The 19983-nt window shown below is 44.3% G+C and carries 14 protein-coding genes; all 14 read right to left on the reverse strand.

All coding sequences use genetic code 11. From position 1 onward, the window contains the following. Positions 1 to 38: 38 nt before the first annotated feature. Entirely contained in the window at positions 39 to 1040 is a 1002-nt protein-coding gene (locus PSM36_RS01440; RefSeq protein ID WP_076928471.1) for an aspartate-semialdehyde dehydrogenase, read from the reverse strand. Between the two features lie 124 nt (positions 1041 to 1164). Continuing rightward, positions 1165 to 1605, reverse strand: coding sequence for a T9SS type A sorting domain-containing protein (locus PSM36_RS01445; RefSeq protein WP_154670941.1), 441 nt, complete (start codon positions 1603 to 1605; stop codon positions 1165 to 1167). Between the two features lie 130 nt (positions 1606 to 1735). Continuing rightward, positions 1736 to 2617, reverse strand: coding sequence for a carbohydrate kinase family protein (locus PSM36_RS01450; RefSeq protein WP_076928473.1), 882 nt, complete (start codon positions 2615 to 2617; stop codon positions 1736 to 1738). Positions 2618 to 2793: 176 nt separating this feature from the next. Further along, positions 2794 to 3954 carry an MFS transporter gene (locus PSM36_RS01455; protein ID WP_076928474.1) on the reverse strand — a complete coding sequence of 387 codons (1161 nt, stop codon included), beginning with the start codon at positions 3952 to 3954 and terminating at the stop codon, positions 2794 to 2796. A gap of 161 nt (positions 3955 to 4115) precedes the next feature. After that, entirely contained in the window at positions 4116 to 5867 is a 1752-nt protein-coding gene (locus PSM36_RS01460) for a GH32 C-terminal domain-containing protein (protein WP_076928475.1), read from the reverse strand. Between the two features lie 43 nt (positions 5868 to 5910). Further along, the gene (locus tag PSM36_RS01465) at positions 5911 to 7503 is read right to left on the reverse strand and encodes a glycoside hydrolase family 32 protein (protein WP_083710878.1); all 1593 of its coding nucleotides are present in this window, start codon (positions 7501 to 7503) and stop codon (positions 5911 to 5913) included. Between the two features lie 68 nt (positions 7504 to 7571). After that, positions 7572 to 8678 carry a DUF5018 domain-containing protein gene (locus PSM36_RS01470; protein WP_076928477.1) on the reverse strand — a complete coding sequence of 369 codons (1107 nt, stop codon included), beginning with the start codon at positions 8676 to 8678 and terminating at the stop codon, positions 7572 to 7574. 75 nt (positions 8679 to 8753) lie between these two features. Beyond that, positions 8754 to 10430 (reverse strand): RagB/SusD family nutrient uptake outer membrane protein, encoded by a 1677-nt coding sequence (locus PSM36_RS01475; protein WP_076931973.1) that lies wholly within the window; start codon positions 10428 to 10430, stop codon positions 8754 to 8756. A gap of 36 nt (positions 10431 to 10466) precedes the next feature. Next, complete coding sequence (locus tag PSM36_RS01480; protein WP_076928478.1) at positions 10467 to 13592, reverse strand: SusC/RagA family TonB-linked outer membrane protein; 3126 nt, start codon at positions 13590 to 13592, stop codon at positions 10467 to 10469. Between the two features lie 460 nt (positions 13593 to 14052). Further along, the gene (locus tag PSM36_RS01485) at positions 14053 to 16794 is read right to left on the reverse strand and encodes a substrate-binding domain-containing protein (protein ID WP_076928479.1); all 2742 of its coding nucleotides are present in this window, start codon (positions 16792 to 16794) and stop codon (positions 14053 to 14055) included. Between the two features lie 88 nt (positions 16795 to 16882). After that, entirely contained in the window at positions 16883 to 17797 is a 915-nt protein-coding gene (locus PSM36_RS01490) for a ribonuclease Z (protein WP_076928480.1), read from the reverse strand. 1 nt (position 17798) lies between these two features. Beyond that, entirely contained in the window at positions 17799 to 18380 is a 582-nt protein-coding gene (locus PSM36_RS01495) for a 7-carboxy-7-deazaguanine synthase QueE (RefSeq protein ID WP_076928481.1), read from the reverse strand. Continuing rightward, positions 18361 to 18726 (reverse strand): 6-pyruvoyl trahydropterin synthase family protein, encoded by a 366-nt coding sequence (locus PSM36_RS01500; protein WP_076928482.1) that lies wholly within the window; start codon positions 18724 to 18726, stop codon positions 18361 to 18363. The genes PSM36_RS01495 and PSM36_RS01500 overlap by 20 nt, the downstream gene beginning before the upstream one ends. A 157-nt stretch (positions 18727 to 18883) precedes the next feature. Beyond that, on the reverse strand, positions 18884 to 19969 hold the full coding sequence (locus PSM36_RS01505) for an endonuclease/exonuclease/phosphatase family protein (protein WP_161947536.1): 1086 nt from the start codon (positions 19967 to 19969) through the stop codon (positions 18884 to 18886). Positions 19970 to 19983: the final 14 nt, after the last annotated feature.

Here is a 19983-nt window from a genome sequence, read left to right on the forward strand (position 1 = left end):
TTATTCAATATAAAATTTTTTCTGCTTTTATCTTCGCATTATCTCTGGCTGATGAGATATTCTGCAATCTGAACAGCATTCAGGGCAGCTCCTTTACGGATCTGATCCGATACGGTCCAGAAAGTCAATCCATTCTCATTGGCAAGATCCTTACGGATACGTCCTACATACACAGGGTCTTTTCCGGAGAGTCCCAGGGGCATAGGGTATTCTCTGGCAGACGGGTTATCGATTACCTCTACTCCTTTCGCTTTGCTGAATGCTTCCCGTGCTTCTTCTACAGAGATGGGACGTTCGGTCTCGATCCAGATAGCCTCTGAATGTGCACGCATTACCGGTACCCGTACACAGGTTGCACTTACTTCTATGTTGGAGTGCATGATCTTGCGTGTTTCATTGTACATCTTCATCTCCTCTTTCGTATATCCGTTATCAGTAAAGACATCCACCTGGGGGATCAGATTGTATGCAAGCTGATAGGCGAACTTGGAAACAGTCGGTTCTTCACCGTTCACCAATTGCTTGTACTGGTCTTCCAGTTCCTGCATGGCAGCCGCGCCGGCTCCCGAAGCGGCCTGGTAAGTGGCTACATGGGCTCTTTTGATATGAGCGATCTCTTCAATTGCCTGTAGTGCTACTACCAATTGTGCGGTAGTACAGTTGGGATTGGCGATGATACCGCGAGGGCTGTTCAGCGCATCTTCCGCATTCACTTCCGGAACGACCAAAGGCACATCATCCTGCATACGGAATGCACTGGAGTTGTCGATCATGATGGCTCCGTACTTGGTGATGGTCTCGGCAAATTCCAGTGAAGTACCTCCACCTGCAGAGACGAATGCAATATCGACATCCTTGAAATCGTCGTTGTGTTGCAATTCTTTTACTTCGACCTGTTTACCTCTGAAATTATATGATGTTCCGGCACTTCTCGACGAACCGAATAACAGGAGTTCGTCCAACGGGAAATTTCTTTCATCCAGTACCCGGAGTAATTCCTGACCTACAGCTCCGCTGGTACCTACAATAGCGATCTTCATATGATTATACGTTTTTAAAGAGTAAAGGACAAAACCTAAAACACACTTTTATAATTCTAAACCACAAAGATATAAAAAAGCATGTAAATATAGCAAAATGAAGAGATTTAACGATAGTGAAAATTTATTTGACAGCAATTTTCCGGGTGAGTTTACCGATTTTTATGATATAATAGCCTTTTGGCAGGGATAGAATATATTGATTGGTGCCTGCGTTTACCCGGCGGTTATATACTTTTACTCCCATGATATTGTATATTTCGAGTACTCCATCTTCTGGAAGATTCTCAATGATAAGCTGGCTCCCTGTCAGTTTAATGGTAGTTTTATCTTGCGGATCTTCCCAATTTTGAGACCCCTGTCGTTTTTGTATTTGCGTAGTATTCTGAAGTTTTTCGGTATGTTGAAACCCTTCTCTGTTTTGCATATTCACAGTATCCGGGGAGACAAGTCTGTTTTGCAGTCCCTCCATACCAGACCCGCCCGAATCTCCCTGTGCAAACAAGGGTAAACAGGCTCCCGAGATCAGGTATATCATCAAAAAGAAGGAATAACATCTTTTCATGAGGTTCCATTTGTTCTGCAAAATTATAAAAAAATGTAAAACTTTACATATTTTGATCTGTTTATTTTTATAATACGCAAGTTTTTAGCAAGAGCAGGAGGTAAGCTTGCTTACCTCCTGCTCGTATTGCTTAACGAAAATGTTCAATATGGGCATCGGCCAACTTAGGCATGGCACCGTGTTGTTGGCATACATACGCCGAGACTTCGACAGCGAACTGGTGAGCTTCGGCTATCGGCCTGCCATGCATAAATGCCGCTACAAATGCTGCGGTGAACGAGTCGCCCGCACCTACCGTATCGGCCACATGCACTTTAGGCGTGGGTTGACAGGATGTTTCTTTGTTGTTGAAGACGAAACTACCTTCAGTACCTTTGGTGAGGATGACAATATCGAGTGCAAACCGCCTTAGCAGCTGCATGCATAGCTCCTGCTCATCTATCTCTTTCCAACCGTATAGATCGGCTACGACTTTTATCTCATCGTCGTTTATCTTCAACACATTCGATATCTTTAAGGATTCCTCGATGATGTTTTTCGTGTAGAAATGCTGACGCAGATTGATGTCGAAAATTTTTATACAATCGGCAGGAACGGTTTTCAGGAATTTTTTTATCGTCTCCCGCGATGTTTTGTTGCGTTGAGCCAGAGAACCGAAGCAAACAGCGGAAGTACTCTTTGCCAGATTCTCGGTACGTTTGGTAAACGGGATATTATCCCATGCCACGTTCTCGCATATCTCATACTGAGGAATACCTGCGCCACTAAGCGTAACCTGTACTGTTCCCGTCGGATAATCGGTAGTTTCAATCAGATAGTTTAGATTTTTCTCTTCCAGGGAATTGAGTATTTCCTTCCCTAAGAGATCATTTCCCACAGCGCTGAGAGCGTAACCGTTAAAGCCGAACTGCGACACATGATACGCGAAATTAGCGGGTGCCCCGCCCAATATTTTCCGTTCCGGAAATACATCCCATAATATTTCTCCGAGACCTACTATTATTTTGTTCATACTATTACAATTAAAAACTAAAAGCTAAAAGTTAAAAACTAAAAGTTAAAAGTGAAAAACTAAAAGTTGGAGGTTAAAAGTTAGCCCGCAAAGCGTACCGGCATTATCTATCTTGCCACTTAACCACTTAGGTATTTTTCCTCATTAATTTCATCATCACATCAGTAAATTAACTTTCATCCTTTTTTAAGTTTGAATGTGAGGAATATCAGGTAAACCACACCCACGGTCAGGACAATGAGCGCTCCTGTCTGTGAAGCCATCGCGTCGGAAAGCAAGCCCATCAGTAAAGGGAAAACCGTTCCGCCGAAAAGCCCCATGATCATCAGGCCCGATACTTCGTTTTTCTTTTCGGGCATATACAACATCGCTTTCGACAGGATTATCGGGAAGATATTGGAATTACCCAATCCTACCAGGGCAATGGAGATGTAAATGAATGTAAGATTGTTGAAGATGAGAAGCCCTGCCATTGAAAACACCATCAACACAACGCTTATGGCAAAGAATTTTTTTGCTGAATAACGAGCCAATACAAAGGCGCCGGTAAAACATCCGATAGTGCGGAACAGAAAATAAAGACTGGTGGCGAATCCGGCATCGGCAAGCGGCATCCCTAACCGCTCCATGAGTATCTTCGGTGCGGTTACGTTCACGCCCACATCGATACCTACGTGGCACATGATTCCCAGAAACGAAAGTAGTATTGTTTTATCACCCAACAAAGCGAAGCACTGCAAGAAAGTAGACGTTTTACCACCTGTCTCTTCTTCTTTTATCTGCGTAATACCCAGCCAAAGTGTGGCCAGTATCGCCATCGCCATGAATATCGGGAAAAGAAGTTTCCAGTCGCCCAGACTTGCAGCAGCCCAGGCAGCTATCAGCGGAGCGGTGAATGACGCTATTGCCTTCACGAATTGTCCCAGTGTAAGTGAACTTGCCAGCTTATCCCCTTTCACTATATTCGATAACAAAGGGTTGATAGACACCTGCATCAGCGTGTTTCCTATGCCAAGCAAGGAAAAAGATATGAGCATCGATACAAAACTGTAACTCACAACCGGGATCAGCAAGGCTGCAGCTGTTACTACCAAACTCAACAGCACCGTTTTTCTTCGTCCTATCTTATTCATCAGCATCCCCGTGGGAACGGAGAAAATAAGGAACCAGAAAAAAACCATTGAGGGAAAAAGGTTGGCTACCGTGTCCGAGAGATCGAAATCGGCTTTCACGTAATTAGTCGCGATGCCCACCAGATCGACAAATCCCATGGCGAAAAACGCCAGCATGACGGGAACCACTCTTAGAAATACTTTTTCTTGTTTTATCGTGTTCATACTATTACTTTATTTTTCCTTGCCTGTTTCATAATCAATTTCAATTCTCTTTTGATTTTAGAGGGATCCGGGATGTCAGACTTTCATTATCCTTTTCACATTTCCACATTATCACTCTTCACTCCTGGTTTTTCACCTTTCACTTTTTCACTTTTAGTTTTTCACTTACTCCGAATCGGATACACATTTATACTACTGATTGTCACTTCTTCATCGCTTTCGAAAGAAAGGGAGTTATAGGGTTCTGTAGGGAAGATGCTGTTGGTCTGCACCAACTCGCCGTCGTTTACAAAACATTCCACCGATGTTCTGTCGACAAAAAGCCGGATATGATAGTTCTCTTTTTTTACAAGAGGCGCTTCGATGGTGCCTGTTGTAAAATTATCGGTGAAGTCGACAATCCCGCTTTTTGACCGGTCAACACCGAATACGCCCTTTTCGGGATCGAAACTGAACACTGTCCTTTCACCTTTCTCGTTCGCCAATATAAAATTGAAGGCAGAGGTGCTGCCTGCCTCAATATCCATCTCTATCTCAAAGGCACCTGTATTTTCTTCCGTCAGGTTGTCTATCGTATGCGATTTGTTGACTGTGAATGCATCTATCTTCTTTGTATTTCCACGTAAAGCATTCACCTCTTCTGTCGGTGGGTTGGCTACAACAAGGTGTCCACCGTTATGTGCCAGCTTCAGCTCGCGGGGCAGCGTACTGGCTCCCTTGAAATGAACCGGTGGGATATGGTTGGCATAGTCCCAGTTATTCATCCATCCGATAAATAATTTGCGGCCGTCGGAGTCGGGAATATTGCTCCAGGTTACGCCTGCATAGTTATCACGCCCGTAATCCAGCCAGAGAGGATAGGGGAGCGGGTCAGGTTTGAAGGTTTTTCCATCGAAATCACCGATGAAATACTGTGTGGCGCTTCCGCCGTTGGGTCCGCCGGGATTGATACTCACAAAAAGTACCCATTTGGTCTGTCCGTTATATGTGAGAGGGAACAGGTCGGGACACTCCCACACACCGCCGTGTGCGCCTATGCCTTCACCGAATTCGCTGAGTTTATCCCATTCTCTCAGGTTATCCGAGCCGTAGAAAGAGATAGTCTGTCCGGTTGCCAGCGCCATTATCCATTGGTTCGTAGCATTGTGCCAAAACACTTTCGGGTCACGGAAATCGGGATAGCTCAAATCGCTCAACACGGGATTCCCCTCGTATGTGGTAAATGTACGTCCATTGTCGAGGCTGTAAGCGATTGATTGGGTCTGAATTTTTCCCGCCGAAGTATAGATGGCGATCATCGCGTCATTGCCGAAACCGGCTGTATTGTCTTTGTCAATTACCGCGCTTCCCGAGAAAATTGAGCCGAGAGAATCGGGTGCCAACGCGAACGGCAGATGCTCCCATGAAACCAGGTCTTTCGATACGGCGTGTCCCCAGTGCATGTTTGCCCAGCGCGACCCGTAAGGGTTGTATTGGTAAAACAGATGATATTCACCGTTGTGATACACCATTCCGTTGGGATCGTTCATCCAGCCGTATTTTGGTGTAAAGTGATAAAGCGGACGATAGGTTTCGTTGTAATCGAACTCGAAGCTGTCGGATTGCTTTATGCGGGAAAAGCCGATATCCGTTTTATTTACGTGCTCAAACGTGAGCTTGACTTTCCTGCCTTTGTATTTCGATACATCGATGGGTACCCAGTAGCCTGTTTTCGTCTGTGAAACACGGATATACATCGGTTCACCGATCTTTTCACCATCCACTGAGAATTGTACGACCGACTCCGGAGCGTTGTCCTCAACAGGTATCAGGATATAATTTTCGGTTACATCAAAATTTATTGTATTTCCCGCGGAGCAAGCATATAACAGGAATGCACTGCATCCTAATAATAAATGTAGAATTTTCTTCATAACTTTCTATCTATGTGATATTTTTGATTCTTGTAAAGTATAATCAGGGTGTTTCCCGGATTGTTATTTCCGTAACTTTAATAGTTCCGTTGCCCGAGAAGATTGTCCAGGGATTTTGATTCATCTTGTAAATACGGTTTGTAAATGCTGTATTGTTATTCACATATACTACGGCTATTGACTTTTCGATAATAATCTTTACGTCAAAAACCTTGTTCTCCGGAACGACAAGCGGGGTAAAGTTCAGTTCTTTCCTGTTTGAACCTGTTTCGTTGTGCATGAACAGGGAAGGCATGCTCCAACGATTGTCCGGTGTCAGATCGAAGGAGACTGAATATACTTCCGATAAATCATCGCACGCTCCGAAAGAAAACCCGAAATGATCCGATTCCGATGCGTCAATTTTCATCGAGATTTTGACCGGGCTGTTATTCCTGTTGAACAGTGCATAACTTCTTCCGGAGGCTTGGGCGGTAATGCTGTATGAGCCGTTATTGCCTGATACATTCCCTTCTGATCTTATCTTTTCGAATTCGACTTTCCGATTGAATTTTGCATCTACAGCCTCAGGTATTACCGGATATAAACGTCCGTTTGCCTGTTGCACAATCTTATGTGTTATCAATGATCCCGCCCAATCCAGTTCATTATTGTTGTTTACCGTTCCTCCGGTTGAGCACCAACCCGACAGGTAGCGGTTTGTACCGTCACCCGCCGTCTTTGCGGCATAAAGGTATAATCCGTCGAAAGTCTCGTGGTGTCCTGAAGCGTCTTCGCTTCTTCTCCACGGCCCGTCGGGTGAGTCGGCTATACGGTAAAATGTCTTACGGTGTTCATCGCGGTTGATGCGTGAAAAGACCAGGTACCATTTATCGCCTATTCTGAAAATGTCGGGACATTCCAGGATTTCGGAATCCGTTTGAATTTCATATATCGCCGGATTATCGGAAGCCGTTGCCATTAAAGGTTCAATCAACGACCAGTTTATCAGGTCGGATGATGTATAGCGTGCAAGCGCCCCTTTTCCGTCTTTGCGCGTAGTAACAAGCATCACATATTTTTCGCGGGTCTCATCCCAGTATACATGCGGGTCACGGAAATTATTCCGGTCAAATCCGTTTGGCGCCTGAAAGGTGGCCGAAGGTTGCTTCGTCCAGTTCAGTAAATCGGCAGATGTGGCAAGCATCACTTTCTCGGCAGGGTCAAGATTGCTGTTGTGTCCGGTATAATAGCCATAATAGGTATTTTCCGCTTTGATAAAACTACCGGTTCCTATCCATTCCTCCTGACTGCCTGTGGCGCCTGCCGGTAGCGCCTGTATAAAACCGTCGAAAGTGGCGTAATCTGCAGTTCTTGTCAGATAGACGGGATGGTTGTTGGCATTTTCGTAAAGGTAAAACAGGTAGAACCTTTTTTCATCGGCGTTGTAATACGGCATGGGGTCGCCTACATAACCCTGCTCCGGCTTGTAGAATGTTTGATACGTGCCGGATTCCTGTGGGTTCCTGCACGTGGTGGACATATCTACGGTCGGCTCACCGGGCTCAGGTTCAGGAATTATGTCATTACCGCCATTACATCCTGCCAACAAGTGTGAGAAGAGTAAAACCGGAAGTAAATACATTTGTCGTTTCATATACCTGTTTTATGTTGAGTACGTGGAGGACATTATTGCCCTGCCACGTACAAAAATACATATTTTACTTAATTTTTAGGGATCGCTTTCAATTCGTCCCAATACATACGATGTGTCGTGAAAGCTACAGGCTCACCATTAGGATGTTCATGCGGCATCACCAGGATATTGTTAATTATCGCCGTACGATTCTCCGGGATATTGAACACCAATTCCTGCCATTCGCCAAGATGATCTTCAGAATACCAGGCCCTCAACCAGTCTTTGTTGGTTTCACCATCGGACTGAATTTCGATCTGCACATCTCCCGCGACCTCTTTCAGTATCATAACCGAAAAACGGTCGTATTCGGCAGGGTTGATGTTTACTTTATTGTTATTCCACAAAGCTCCTCCATGCCAGCCTTCCCCGGTAACTGCATCCCGTATAAAAGAGGCACAGAAAGGTGTATTATTGATACCGCCGGTATTTGGGTTAGGATAAGGACTGTCTATGGTGACCACTAAGCCGTCCCAGTGCGGGACTATATTTTCGCCGTTGTAAATAAGCAATGGCAGTTTGGGCTCTTCTCCCGGGATCACGGTCACGGAATAGGTGAATGTTTCTCCCTGGTAAGTAAGTGTGTAGGTGACAGGCGAAGTGAAATCAACAAAACTACCCGGCTCTGGCGATATCACAGCGCCGTCTGTGTACTCTATCACAGGGCTTAGTGCAGTCACGTCCGTCCCTTCCGGAAGATAAATCACGATACTGTTGTCGTCCTGATTGATGATGCCGTTCCGGTTTCCGATACGGAAAGAAGTGATCTCTGCTTTGATCTCCATCACCGTTACCCGGTACGTATTGTACAGATTGCCATTGAATACCCGGTATTCTATGGGGGTATTTGCTGAAAAAGTGAAGTTCTGGGCTTCACCGGAAGCCGGTGATACTGTCGCGTTTGCGGGCAATCCTATAACAGGAGCCACAGCCGACAGGTCAGTACCTGAAGGCACCAGAACGGTAATCGTTCCATTGTCGTTGTTGATGGCTCCTTCCACATTATTGACTTTGAAAGAGAGGATATCCACATCAGCCGTCAGGTCGAGTGAATCACCTTTGTTGTCATTGCAGGCAGTGAAAATGCCGCCTAAGAATATGATGAGCGTTAAACTTATGTTTTTTAATGTCTTCATACGACTCAAATTTAATTTTTTCGTGTGATATGTAGCCTGTTACCGAAAAAGCAGCAGGCTTCCTATTTGACTATTTTAATACCCCGGATTCTGTTCGTACATAAACTTACTCAACCTGATCTGCGCTTCGGGGATGGGTAGGTATTCATGTTGATCCGCATTAAACTGGGCGGAAGAATAATAGGGCCTGCGCATTCTTTCCGCGTTATAATACTGATTCATGGCTTGTTCGGCAATTCCCCAGCGTACAAGGTCGAAGAAACGGCCGTTTTCCATTGCCAACTCCAGGCGCCGCTCCCAACGCAAAGCCTGGCGGGCAAAAGATTCGTCCCATGTGCAGTTTATACCGTCCCTGTATGTGTCGATATTCATTCTGTCTCTCGCGTAATCAACAAAAGCCGTACTGTTTCTTGCCCGCGTGCGCACCTGGTTGACCAACGGCAACGCTTCCGATGGTCGGTGTAGCTCAATCAGCGCTTCGGCCCGCATCAGCAGTACATCGGCAAAGCGGATCAGTATACGGTTCTTCGAGTTGGCGTAAAAAGGCACCATCGGGACAAAACAATCGCAATCGGGATCTACATTTTCTTTCAGCGAAGCATAAAAATAGTAATCTGCAGGGTTCCGGTTCCAACTTTCCTCATAAATACGATCGGAATTGTACTTGTACGGAAGACCGGGAATGGCTACCGTATGAAAGAGCCGTGGATCGTACTGTTCCTGCGTACTGTACTGATCCATCGTATTGTAGTTTTCGAGCGGCAATCCGTTTCCTGTCGTACGGAAAGCATTCACTAGACTTTGGCTTGGTTTATTGAAATCGCAGCAACCCAACCCCATCGGTACCGAAAGCAAGTCTGAAAAATTCAGGCGTCCGAATCTTGTTCCGTCGTCTTTAGAGTATTGAACCGAAAACAGCGCTTCGGGGCCATTCTCATAACTTCCCGGCAGGAAATTGAATGCGAAATCAGGCTCCAGTGTATAACCCGACGAAAGCACGATCTCCGTATTGTCCAGTACTTTTTGCAGATCCGCCTGATCGATACCGGTTACAGCATGCTTTTCAGGATCATCTTGCCGATAAGCTTTATACAGGTAGGTTTTAGCCAGATAGGCTGCTGCGGCTGGTTTACTGGCACGTCCTGTTTCAGCTTGGACATCCGGTAGGTGATCGACGGCATACTGGAAGTCATCGGCTATTTTCTGCCACAACCCATCGTTGGTCAATGCCCTGTTGGAAATGGTCTCATACTCATCCACCGGTGTATTTTCGTCCACATAAGGCACATACTTGAACAGTATTTTTAACAAAAAGTAAAAGTGTCCGCGCAGGAAACGCGCTTCACCCAATTTCTCCTCTTTGTTATCAAGGTTTTCGGCTTCCTGTATGGCGCGAATAGCGTTATTGGCACGTGAAATGGCGATATAGCATTGAAACCATAAGCGATCCACTTCGCCAAAATTCGGCATTATATTGTTCGACACTTCAAAAAAGTGAAACACCTGTATATCCTGTGGGCCGGAACCTCCTTTATAAGCATCGTCCGAGCGAACTGTCCCGTATGGCCACAGACTGAGGGGGACATCGTAATGGTCATTACCCAAAGCCGAATAGGCTGCTGTCAATAATCTTTCCGGGTCGTTTACCTGATCGGAACTCAATACGCCCTTGGGAGTTTCATTCAGAAAATCGGCACATCCCGACATAAGAACGACGACTACAACTATTGAGATGATTTTATTTAATTGCATATTATAATAATGATTTAACATGTGTAACGATAAAAATTAAAATATTACGTTCAATCCCACAGTCCATGTTGTAGGAATAGGATAACCCCACCCTGCGTTTTCGGGATCTACCCCCGTAAAGTCTTTCGATTTCACGGTAAACAGATTCTGTCCGCTGACATAAAAGCGCAAACGGCTCATTTTCATTTTTGAAACAACAGTTGCCGGTAGCGTATAGCCCAGGGATAAATTGCGTAGTTTCATGTACGAACCGTCTTCGATGAAATAAGTCGAAAACCGTCCTTCGTCGTTGGTATTGATCGTTTGCAAAGCAGGGATAGTCGACCCTGTGTTTTGCGGCGTCCAGGCATCCAGCAGACGCCTTCCCTTGTTGGAATTGACATCATCCACACTCCAGAAATCCGTCTGTGCTTTGAGCCAGTTATGCACATCAATACCCTGTACACCCTGGAAATAAGCGGTGAGGTCGAAACCCTTGTACTGAAGGGCTATATTCAGACTATATGAAAAATCGGGATGCGGACTGCCTATCCATGTACGGTCTAAATCGTTGATCTCATTATCTTCGTCATTCACGTTCCTGTAGCGTATGCGTCCGATACCTTTGCCGGTCTGATTCACATGGGCATCCACTTCTTCCTGGTTTTGGAAGATACCATCGGCAACATAACCGTAGAAAGAGCCTAAAGGACGACCGATAATGTTGTCACCCGGACGGCCGCCATACGAGTTCTCTACAGATTCGGGCAGATAGGTGACCTTGTTTTTATATGTCGAAATAACTCCGGTAATGTCGTATTCCAACCCGAACGGAGTGCTGTTTTTGTAACCTGTGGAAAAATCAAACCCCCGGTTTTCCATCGAAGCGCCGTTGGCCCAACGATAGCCTCCTTCACCCACAATACCGATATAAGCGGGATTGATCAACATATCTTTTGTAGCCTTGATATACCAATCGATAGAACCGTAAAGGCTTTGGTTGAAGAGTAAGAAATCCAGCCCGATATTGGTCTGTTCGGTAGTTTCCCATTTCAGGTCATCGTTTTCGGTCTGGATTTTCCGGTATCCTGAAGGCAGATTGCCCGAACCCGATCCCGCAAGGTCGTATGCCGTACCATCTATGATATTCCAGGTCGGGTCTCCGATACCGTATTCAGGAACGAAGAGCGCGTAAGTCGCAAGATTATCGATACCCTGGTTTCCTGTCTGCCCCCAACCGAAGCGTAATTTCAGGTCGGAAATGTAGTCTTTGGTATTTTCCATAAAATTTTCTTCCGAAATCCTCCAACCGGCTGTTACGGCAGGAAAAGTGGCAAAACGGTTATTTCTTCCGAAGCGGGAAGAGCCATCCTGCCGGATAGTAAACGAGGCAAGGTAACGGTCGTTATAGGAATAGTTGGCTTTTCCGAAATAGGAAAGCAGGGAAAACCCTGTCGAGCCACCGCCAACAGATGCGGTTCCGGTACTTACGCCGGGCCACATATATTCGGGTGTTTCGATGGCAAAAGCACCTTCTCCCGAAGTATAAGCGTTAAAGTTTATGTCGCCTTGCCGGTTCATTTCCACACCTGCCAACACATCGAACCTGTGCCTGTCGATTGTTTTCTGATAAGTGGCGGTATTCGACCATGTCCATCTCATCCAATGGCCCTGTTCCATATTTACCGCCGTATTGTCGCTGTTCATGAAGCCCGTACGGTAAGAATGTACCATATGACGTTTATAGAAATTGCCATAATCAATGCCATAGCTGGTGCGAAAGTGTAAATCCCTGATTATTTCCAGATCGGCATATGCATTTCCGAACAAACGCCAATAAGCGTAAGCATTGTTGCGATTGTCATAAAGCAGGCGCATAGGATTATGGCGGTCGTTCATGCCTCTGGAGGGTCCACCCCAGCCTTCACCGTCTATCGTGTGTACCGGTATCATGGGTAATGCTTTCAAAGAAAGGTCGAGGACATCGCCCGGCGCCTGTACTTCACTTGTCCTGTTCAATGTGAAATTTTCACCGATAACCACCCTGCCGTCAAACAATTTATAGTCGGTATTGATACGTGCCGAAATACGGTTGAAATCGGTATGCTTAAGCGTTCCATCGTTGTAAAAATACCCCAGGGACAAAAACGAACTGCTTTTTTCGGTAGCCGAACTAAGAGACATGTTATACGATTGGATCAACCCCGTTTTGGATATTTCATTAAACCAATCGGTGTCGGAAGCAAGCATTGTCCGGTCATTATCAACATATTTAGCCAGATAAATATTATTGAGTTGGGGGTGTCCGTTAGGATCGTAACCCCAATCGAAGCTGTAACCGATATTGTTGCTGTTCGGATTACCGCCCCCGTTTACCGATGCCTGCCACAAAGCCTGTCCGTATTCGCGCGCATTGAGCACCTCCATGCGGTTATTAAAATAAGTGCTCGTGAGAAAAGCATCGAAAGTCAGTTGGATTTTCCCGGCCTGTCCCTTTTTGGTGGTAATAATGATCACACCATTGGCGGCACGTGAACCGTAGATGCTTGCAGCGGAAGCGTCGCGAAGAACCTGGATACTCTCGATATCGTTTGAATTAAGCTCGTGCATGCCACCTTGCGTGGGTACACCGTCAATAATATAAAGGGGATTCTGGTCGCTGTTGAGGGAACTGATGCCGCGAACACGGACAGTAGCTGCTCCGCTCGGATTGCCATCGGCGCTGATGGTCATACCGGGAACACGTCCCTGAAGCGCTTTCATCGGGTTGTTCTCGGCAATAGACATCATATCTTCCACGCTTACCACCGAAACGGCTCCCGTTAAATCAGCCTTACGTTGTGTGATATAGCCTACGGCTACTACTTCATCGAGTAATTGCATGTCTTCGGTCATTGTGATATTCAATACCGGTTGTCCTTCAATAGGTATTTCTAATGTCTCAAAACCAATATAGGAGATAACCAATATATCGGTTCGACCCGCTTCCAGACTAAAGTTACCATCTATATCGGTTACGGTTCCCACGTTTTTTCCTTTTATAAGGACATTTGCCCCGATAACAGGCTCCGAATCGGTAGCGGATACTATGTTTCCCCGGATCGTAATTTCTTGTCCCCATGATAAAAAGGGGAGAGCCAGGAAAATCAATAAAATCGATAGTTTTTCTAACATCTTCTTCATCTCTGGTTTTAAAATTAAAATTATATATATAGACTATGCTTTTATTCCTATACATTCGTTCTGAATAAAGAAATAGATTCTTCCGTTTTATAGGGGAGGGCTTAAATGCAGAATGTGTTTCATCGTAAAGAAAACAGTATTCGCCGGATGATGATTCCCCTGATATATTAAAATGGTAATAAAAACAGTTCGCCTTACTTCACAATGTTATGCTGTTATGCTCACAAATAATTATTGTTGAAAACAGGTTTTATTTCCGGGTACAATGATAGATGCGGAGCCTGGATTTGCCAATAAAAAATGTAACGAAGGCTGTCAAATTTGTAAACGAAGAGTAAATAAACAGCCTGGATTTCAATGATGATACAGAAATGTAACAAAAATGATAAGGAATAGAGGTTGTTCCCGGGGCTGTTTTCAGGATTTAGGAGTGTGTGTGGTATGAATTCCGCAAGTGCGGTTACTTTTTTTCCATGTATTCGGAAGGAGTCATGTTAAAAACGTCTTTGAAACATTTCGAGAAATATGCCGGAGAGGAAAATCCGGTCTGATAGGCGACCTCACTGACGGAGAAACGGCGTTTGTCAAGTAGTTCCACAGCTTTGCTCAGTCTGAAGTTGCGCAGATAATCAACAGGAGTCAGTCCGGATATCTCCTTTATTTTCCGATATAGATGAACGCGCGAAATATTCAGTTCTTCACTTAGCTTTTCTACTGATATATCAGTTTTTGCATACGACGTTTCCAGTAGCGAGATAAATTGGGAGATAAAGATTTCATCGCTACTGTCAATTTTCTTGTTATTTTCGATTATCGGAATGCCGCCTGTTTGCATCGTCTGCATAAACTTCCTTTGCAGACGGCGGCGTTCTTCGAGTAACCGTATGATTTTTACTTTTACATAATCTATATGGAATGGCTTGCGGATATAATCGTCAGCTCCTTCGGCAATACCATACATTCGCTGATCTATTTCTCCCAATGCTGTAAGAAGGATGACCGGAATATCCGACAGTACAGGTGAAGCCTTGATTTTTTTACATAGCTCGAAACCATTCATCCATGGCATCAACACATCACTCAGAACAAGGGTTATGTTTGTCTGCTTTTCCATAAGCTGCAATGCTTCCAGGCCGTTTTCTGCAGTCTGCACCTGAAAATTTTCCGATAGCTCTTCCGAGAGGTATTCTCTGATTCCTTGGTCATCCTCCACAATAAGGACCGTGTAATTATACTTCCTTCCTGTTATCTCCCTTGTCTTTTCAGCATCGATAATTGATTCTGCCCCAGATTCCAAAATCTCGTTTTGGTTTTCCATTAAGCTGTATTCAGGCAGATGGTGTTTACCGGCAGGGATTTCAATAGTGAATACCGTTTTTTTTCCGGGATCGCTTTCCACACTAATTTTACCACCGTGCATTTTCACAAATTCCTGCGTAAGGTGGAGCCCTATGCCGGTACCCGTCTTATTGTCGCTACTATCGGTATAGAAACGATCGAAAACAAGCGGCAGTTTATCCTTGCTTATTCCGGTCCCATTGTCACTGACGGATATGGATATCTTTTCGTTGTAACAGTGCATATCCACAGCTATTGTTCCGTTATCATGCGTAAATTTAAAAGCATTTGACAATAGATTCACCAGTATCTTTTCCATCTTATCGGCATCGAACCATAATTGGGCAGAAGGTTTGTTTGAAGTGAATGAATAGTGGATGTTTCTGGTTTCGGCCAGTTCGTCGAAAAGTGATTTTACGGTTGAGGTGAACGAGACGATATCTTTGTTACTAACGTTGAGTTGTGTTTTATCACTTTCAATTTTCTGAAAGTCGAGCAATTGGTTAATGATCCGGGTCAGTCTGTCGGTATTTTTTTTCATGCGTGTCAGATCGGCAAGTAAAGCCGGGTCCTGCACGTTTTTGATCCATTTCTCCAGGGGGCTGACAATCAGCGTGAGTGGGGTTCTTACCTCGTGCGACACGTTCATAAAAAATCGCACTTTCTGATCGTTTACCTCTTTAATTTTTTCATTAAGAATAATCAATTGCTGTTTCTGATGCTCTATCTCATCGTTTTTCAACCGGAGCTGACTATTCCTGCGCTTTATCTTCCTGTTGATATAAAAGATATAGATCGAAAAAAGGAAGAGCAATCCAGCCAGCAAAAGAATAAGAATTAAAGAATGCCGAAGTATACTGAATTCGTTTACAATAGATTCAAGGTTTTTCCTTTGTTGCTCTATTCTGTTTTGATAATTAATGAGTTGGTCGGATTGTAATAAGAGGGTCTGCGCTGTAGGCTTGTCTATAATTCTCGTGCCTTCGAGGATATATTGTTTTTCTACAGGTTGTCCTGTGAGTATCTTCATAGCTACCTTGATGACTTCATCTCCACCGGTGGGATAGAGGAACGATGCGTCGATCCGACCATCGGCAACGGCTTCTAATCCCGCATCCTTACCGAAAGCCCCGTCAACTCCCATTATTTTTATTTTCGGTATAAGGGATGAATCCCTTTTGATAATTGCTTCTCTGGCACCTATCGCCATCACATCATTATGGGCATACACAAGATCGATGTTTTCATAGTCCGGCAGTTTTTCAGTTTCATCACGGGCAATCTCACGCCGCCATTTCCCTTCTATCGATATGATGTTGAAACCCTTCGACTTGTCCAACCCATCAATAAAACCCTGATGACGCTCTATGGCGGGAGAAGTAGTTTTTGTTCCCCATATTTCAAGGATGGTAGCACTGTCAGGTAACAGGGAACTGGCATATTGTCCTGCCATCTTCCCAATCTCATAACTATCGCCACCAACGTAAGAGGTATATTCGTCGGAATTTATTTTCCTGTCGGCGATAATAGTAGGGATACCCGCCCGGTACGCTTCTACGGCAATCGGAGTAAGGTTGTTGGATTCATTGGGTGAGATAATAAGCACATCTACCTTCCTGTTGATCAATTCCCTGATCTGGCGGATCTGCTTCTGATTATTCTCCTCCGCATCCATGACAATGATATCAATATTTTCATAATTCGATACCTCGATGTTCATTTCCACCATCATGGCCTGCCTCCATACATCGTCCATCATACATTGGGAGAAACCTATAGTATATCTTTTTTCGGTATTATCCTGGCAAGAAAGTAAAAGTAGCAGGAAAAACAGAACTGAAATTATGCTATTAAATTTATGCATATAATTGGCCGATTAAAACAAAATGATATATATGCTGGTTTTACACTGCTCCTGGGATGTTATGATACAAATTTATAAAAATAAATTATTATAATTCAAAAACTTTTCCTTCAGCGGCAAGCTCAGTGTTAGGGAATACAGCGACAGCCTCTTTTAAAAGGGTTCCCAGTTCATTATAGCGGGAAGAATAATGGCCGATCACCAATTGCCTTGCATTGGCTGCTCTCGCTATTTCTGCTGCCTGGCGTGCCGTTGAGTGATAAGTTTCTCCGGCACGTATCAGTTCACTTTCGGCAAAGGTGGCTTCGTGATATAACAGATCCACATTTTTTATATAGGGGACGATTTCGGGTGCATAGGCGGTATCGGAACAATAAGCGTATCTGCGTGGAGGATTACCTGGCGATGTAAGTATGTCGTTTCGGATGATAGTGCCGTCAGACGTGATAAAATCGGCACCCTCTTTAATTTCCGGGATTTGTTTCAGGGGAATTTGGTAAAGATCGATTATCTCACGGATAATATGCCGGGGTGATTCTTTCTCCTCGAAAAGAAACCCGTTTGTAGCAATGCGGTGTTTTAACGGGAAAGAAAATATTCTGATCGACTTGTTTTCGAACAGGAGTTCCTGCCGTTCAGGATTTAGTGGAAACAGTTTTATCCTGAATGACATATGTTTTCCCATATAGATCAAAAACGGCTTTATCAATAGGTTAATCTCTTTATGTGCGTAGATATGCAGATCGCCTGTCCTCCCCAACATGCTGAGCGTGGAGAGTAGTCCGGGTAATCCGAAAATATGATCGCCATGTAGGTGAGAAATGAACAGGCTGTGAAGTTTACTGATCCGGGCCTTGAACTTCCTCATCTGAAGCTGTGTTCCCTCTCCACAATCGATCATAAATAATTTTTCATTCAGATCCACTAATTGCGACGGCGGATTGTGCATTGTGGTGGGTATGGCAGAGCCGCAACCTAATATAGTTACCTGAAATTTGTTCATGTTAACGGATGCCGATAAGTTTATGTATCTGGAGACTGAGTGCCCACAATGGGTTTTCCTTCACGAGAGAGACACAATAATCTATATTCTCCTGAATGATATTATGATTGTCGAAAATGGGACTTAAAAAATGATGTTTTGCTTTGGGGAGGATAGTGACATCCGGTAGCGGATCCCCTTTCTGGATGGGAAAACGCAATTCATCCACTTCCGGGATCAACTCCCTGACCTTCTCGAATTGTTGCTTCGGACTGCAGGTGATGTAGTCGATCCCTTCAGGCACTCTTCTCGTTCCGTTGGTTTCTATGGCCTGCAGGTATCCTTTTTCCTTAAAGAGAGCTACAACAGCATCATTGAGTTGAAGCGTAGGTTCACCCCCGGTCCAGATAATCCATTTGCAACTATACTGTTCAATTTCTCTGAGGACTTCATCTGTTGTCATTTTCACGCCCCGTTCGAAATCGGTATCACAGAAACTGCATGTCAGGTTGCACTTCGCCAACCGGATAAAGATGGACGGCTGTCCCGAGCGTCCGCCTTCACCCTGGAGCGAATAAAATATTTCATTCACATTCAGGTTCATAGATCGCTGATGTTTTGGGAGTCTCACTTACTTCTACGGCGTAAAGCTCCGGGATCCGGGGTTTGAAGACGTCGTACAACATTTTTGCCAGGTTCTCGGCAGATGAATTGAGCGGCGAGAGAATGTCATTGAGATTCCGGTGGTCTAACCGGGTATCGATATACTCCTTAACTATTTTCAATTCGGTATAATCGCGGACAAAGCCTTGCCTGTTTAACTCTTTTGATCGGAGATGAACTGTCACCACATAGTTGTGCCCGTGCAGGCGGCTGCAAGGATGATCGTCGGGCAACCCGAAGAGGGAATGTGCCGCCGAAAAAGAAAATTCTTTACTTATCTTATACATAATTAATTCTGATTTGAGAGTTGGGATGTTGAAAGTGATTAATTACCAATTACTCTTTAATCTTGAAATTGTGAAATAATGGATTACCAATCGATGTAGTCAAATCTTGAAATCAACAAATCTATCTTCCTCCTTTCCTTCCCATTTTTCCACCTTTTCACTCCAATTTCAGATAGGTTCTAAGTGGATAATGATCCGAATATTTTATTTTATCCCTTCTTGCCCGATAGGCTTTTATATTGTCGCTGTGCATAATATGATCGATACGGAAAAGGAAGAGATCTTCGTGATAGGTGATACCCGGCCCGAAAGCGGTAGAGACGTATGCATCCCTTAATCCTTTCTTCATCCTGTGATAGGCGTATGATATAGGTGTATCATTAAAATCACCGCAGATAATAGTTCCGCGCGTATCTTGCCTGTCGATATACTGTTTCACTTTTTCAACCTGTCGCGCCCGTATCCGGTAGGCAGTTCCCAACCGGGTGCGGATATTGCTGGTTACCTGCTCAAGCCGTACCGAATCGGCATTCTGAAGAAAATCGTTATATAGCTTCTTATCTTCCGGCTTGATATTATTCGATTCCAGATGAATATTGGCTACAGTGTACCTTTCTCCATCAATATTGATAGTATAAACTGCTGCTCCGTTGTAGGAGGACTCAAACACTACTTCATGCGTGTTCTCAATCGGATATTTTGAGAAACATGCCAGCCCGAAGATATGATATTTTCCAGAAGATTCCAAACCGGTAATCGAACGATAGGGGTATCGATCGAGAATTTTGTTCACATCGCGTTGGGAAAAAATGGACTGTCCCGTTTTGCTAACCAAGTATTCCTGCAGGCAGACTATGTCGGCGTCTGTATCTGCAATATAATCGAGTATAGGATGTTTTGACGCATCTTTATTTCTCTCATGAGGAAATCCTTGTACATTATAAGTCAATACTTTGATACTTCCTTCCGGCTCCATCTTGCTGATAAAGTGAATTGGAAAGAATGTAGTCACGGGCTTATAACAGAAAAGAATTGCAAATAATGAGATTAAAGCGAGTTTCCATTTTGAAAAAACTATCCAGAAGACCAGATAGCCGATATTGGCAAGTAGAATGAAGCCAAATCCCAATCCTATGTATGAAAATAGGTTGGTTTTCAGGGGAGAAACCCACCATGAAAGGAATGAGCAGAAAAGTAGAATAATGGCCGCTACGTTGGTAGCAAAGATGGCCCATTTAATCATATCTCTAAAGCCCG

Source organism: Proteiniphilum saccharofermentans (genome assembly GCF_900095135.1).
In the GTDB taxonomy this organism is placed as follows: domain Bacteria; phylum Bacteroidota; class Bacteroidia; order Bacteroidales; family Dysgonomonadaceae; genus Proteiniphilum; species Proteiniphilum saccharofermentans.

What these genes read in the sequence shown, in the direction of transcription:
- PSM36_RS01500 (WP_076928482.1), bottom strand. Translation starts at nt 18,726, where the DNA reads ATGTATAAGATAAGTAAAGAATTTTCTTTTTCGGCGGCACATTCCCTC.
- PSM36_RS01480 (WP_076928478.1), bottom strand. Translation starts at nt 13,592, where the DNA reads ATGAAGAAGATGTTAGAAAAACTATCGATTTTATTGATTTTCCTGGCT.
- PSM36_RS01495 (WP_076928481.1), bottom strand. Translation starts at nt 18,380, where the DNA reads ATGAACCTGAATGTGAATGAAATATTTTATTCGCTCCAGGGTGAAGGC.
- PSM36_RS01455 (WP_076928474.1), bottom strand. Translation starts at nt 3,954, where the DNA reads ATGAACACGATAAAACAAGAAAAAGTATTTCTAAGAGTGGTTCCCGTC.
- PSM36_RS01475 (WP_076931973.1), bottom strand. Translation starts at nt 10,430, where the DNA reads ATGCAATTAAATAAAATCATCTCAATAGTTGTAGTCGTCGTTCTTATG.
- PSM36_RS01450 (WP_076928473.1), bottom strand. Translation starts at nt 2,617, where the DNA reads ATGAACAAAATAATAGTAGGTCTCGGAGAAATATTATGGGATGTATTT.
- PSM36_RS01440 (WP_076928471.1), bottom strand. Translation starts at nt 1,040, where the DNA reads ATGAAGATCGCTATTGTAGGTACCAGCGGAGCTGTAGGTCAGGAATTA.
- PSM36_RS01505 (WP_161947536.1), bottom strand. Translation starts at nt 19,969, where the DNA reads ATGATTAAATGGGCCATCTTTGCTACCAACGTAGCGGCCATTATTCTA.
- PSM36_RS01445 (WP_154670941.1), bottom strand. Translation starts at nt 1,605, where the DNA reads ATGAAAAGATGTTATTCCTTCTTTTTGATGATATACCTGATCTCGGGA.
- PSM36_RS01465 (WP_083710878.1), bottom strand. Translation starts at nt 7,503, where the DNA reads ATGAAACGACAAATGTATTTACTTCCGGTTTTACTCTTCTCACACTTG.
- PSM36_RS01470 (WP_076928477.1), bottom strand. Translation starts at nt 8,678, where the DNA reads ATGAAGACATTAAAAAACATAAGTTTAACGCTCATCATATTCTTAGGC.
- PSM36_RS01490 (WP_076928480.1), bottom strand. Translation starts at nt 17,797, where the DNA reads ATGAACAAATTTCAGGTAACTATATTAGGTTGCGGCTCTGCCATACCC.
- PSM36_RS01460 (WP_076928475.1), bottom strand. Translation starts at nt 5,867, where the DNA reads ATGAAGAAAATTCTACATTTATTATTAGGATGCAGTGCATTCCTGTTA.
- PSM36_RS01485 (WP_076928479.1), bottom strand. Translation starts at nt 16,794, where the DNA reads ATGCATAAATTTAATAGCATAATTTCAGTTCTGTTTTTCCTGCTACTT.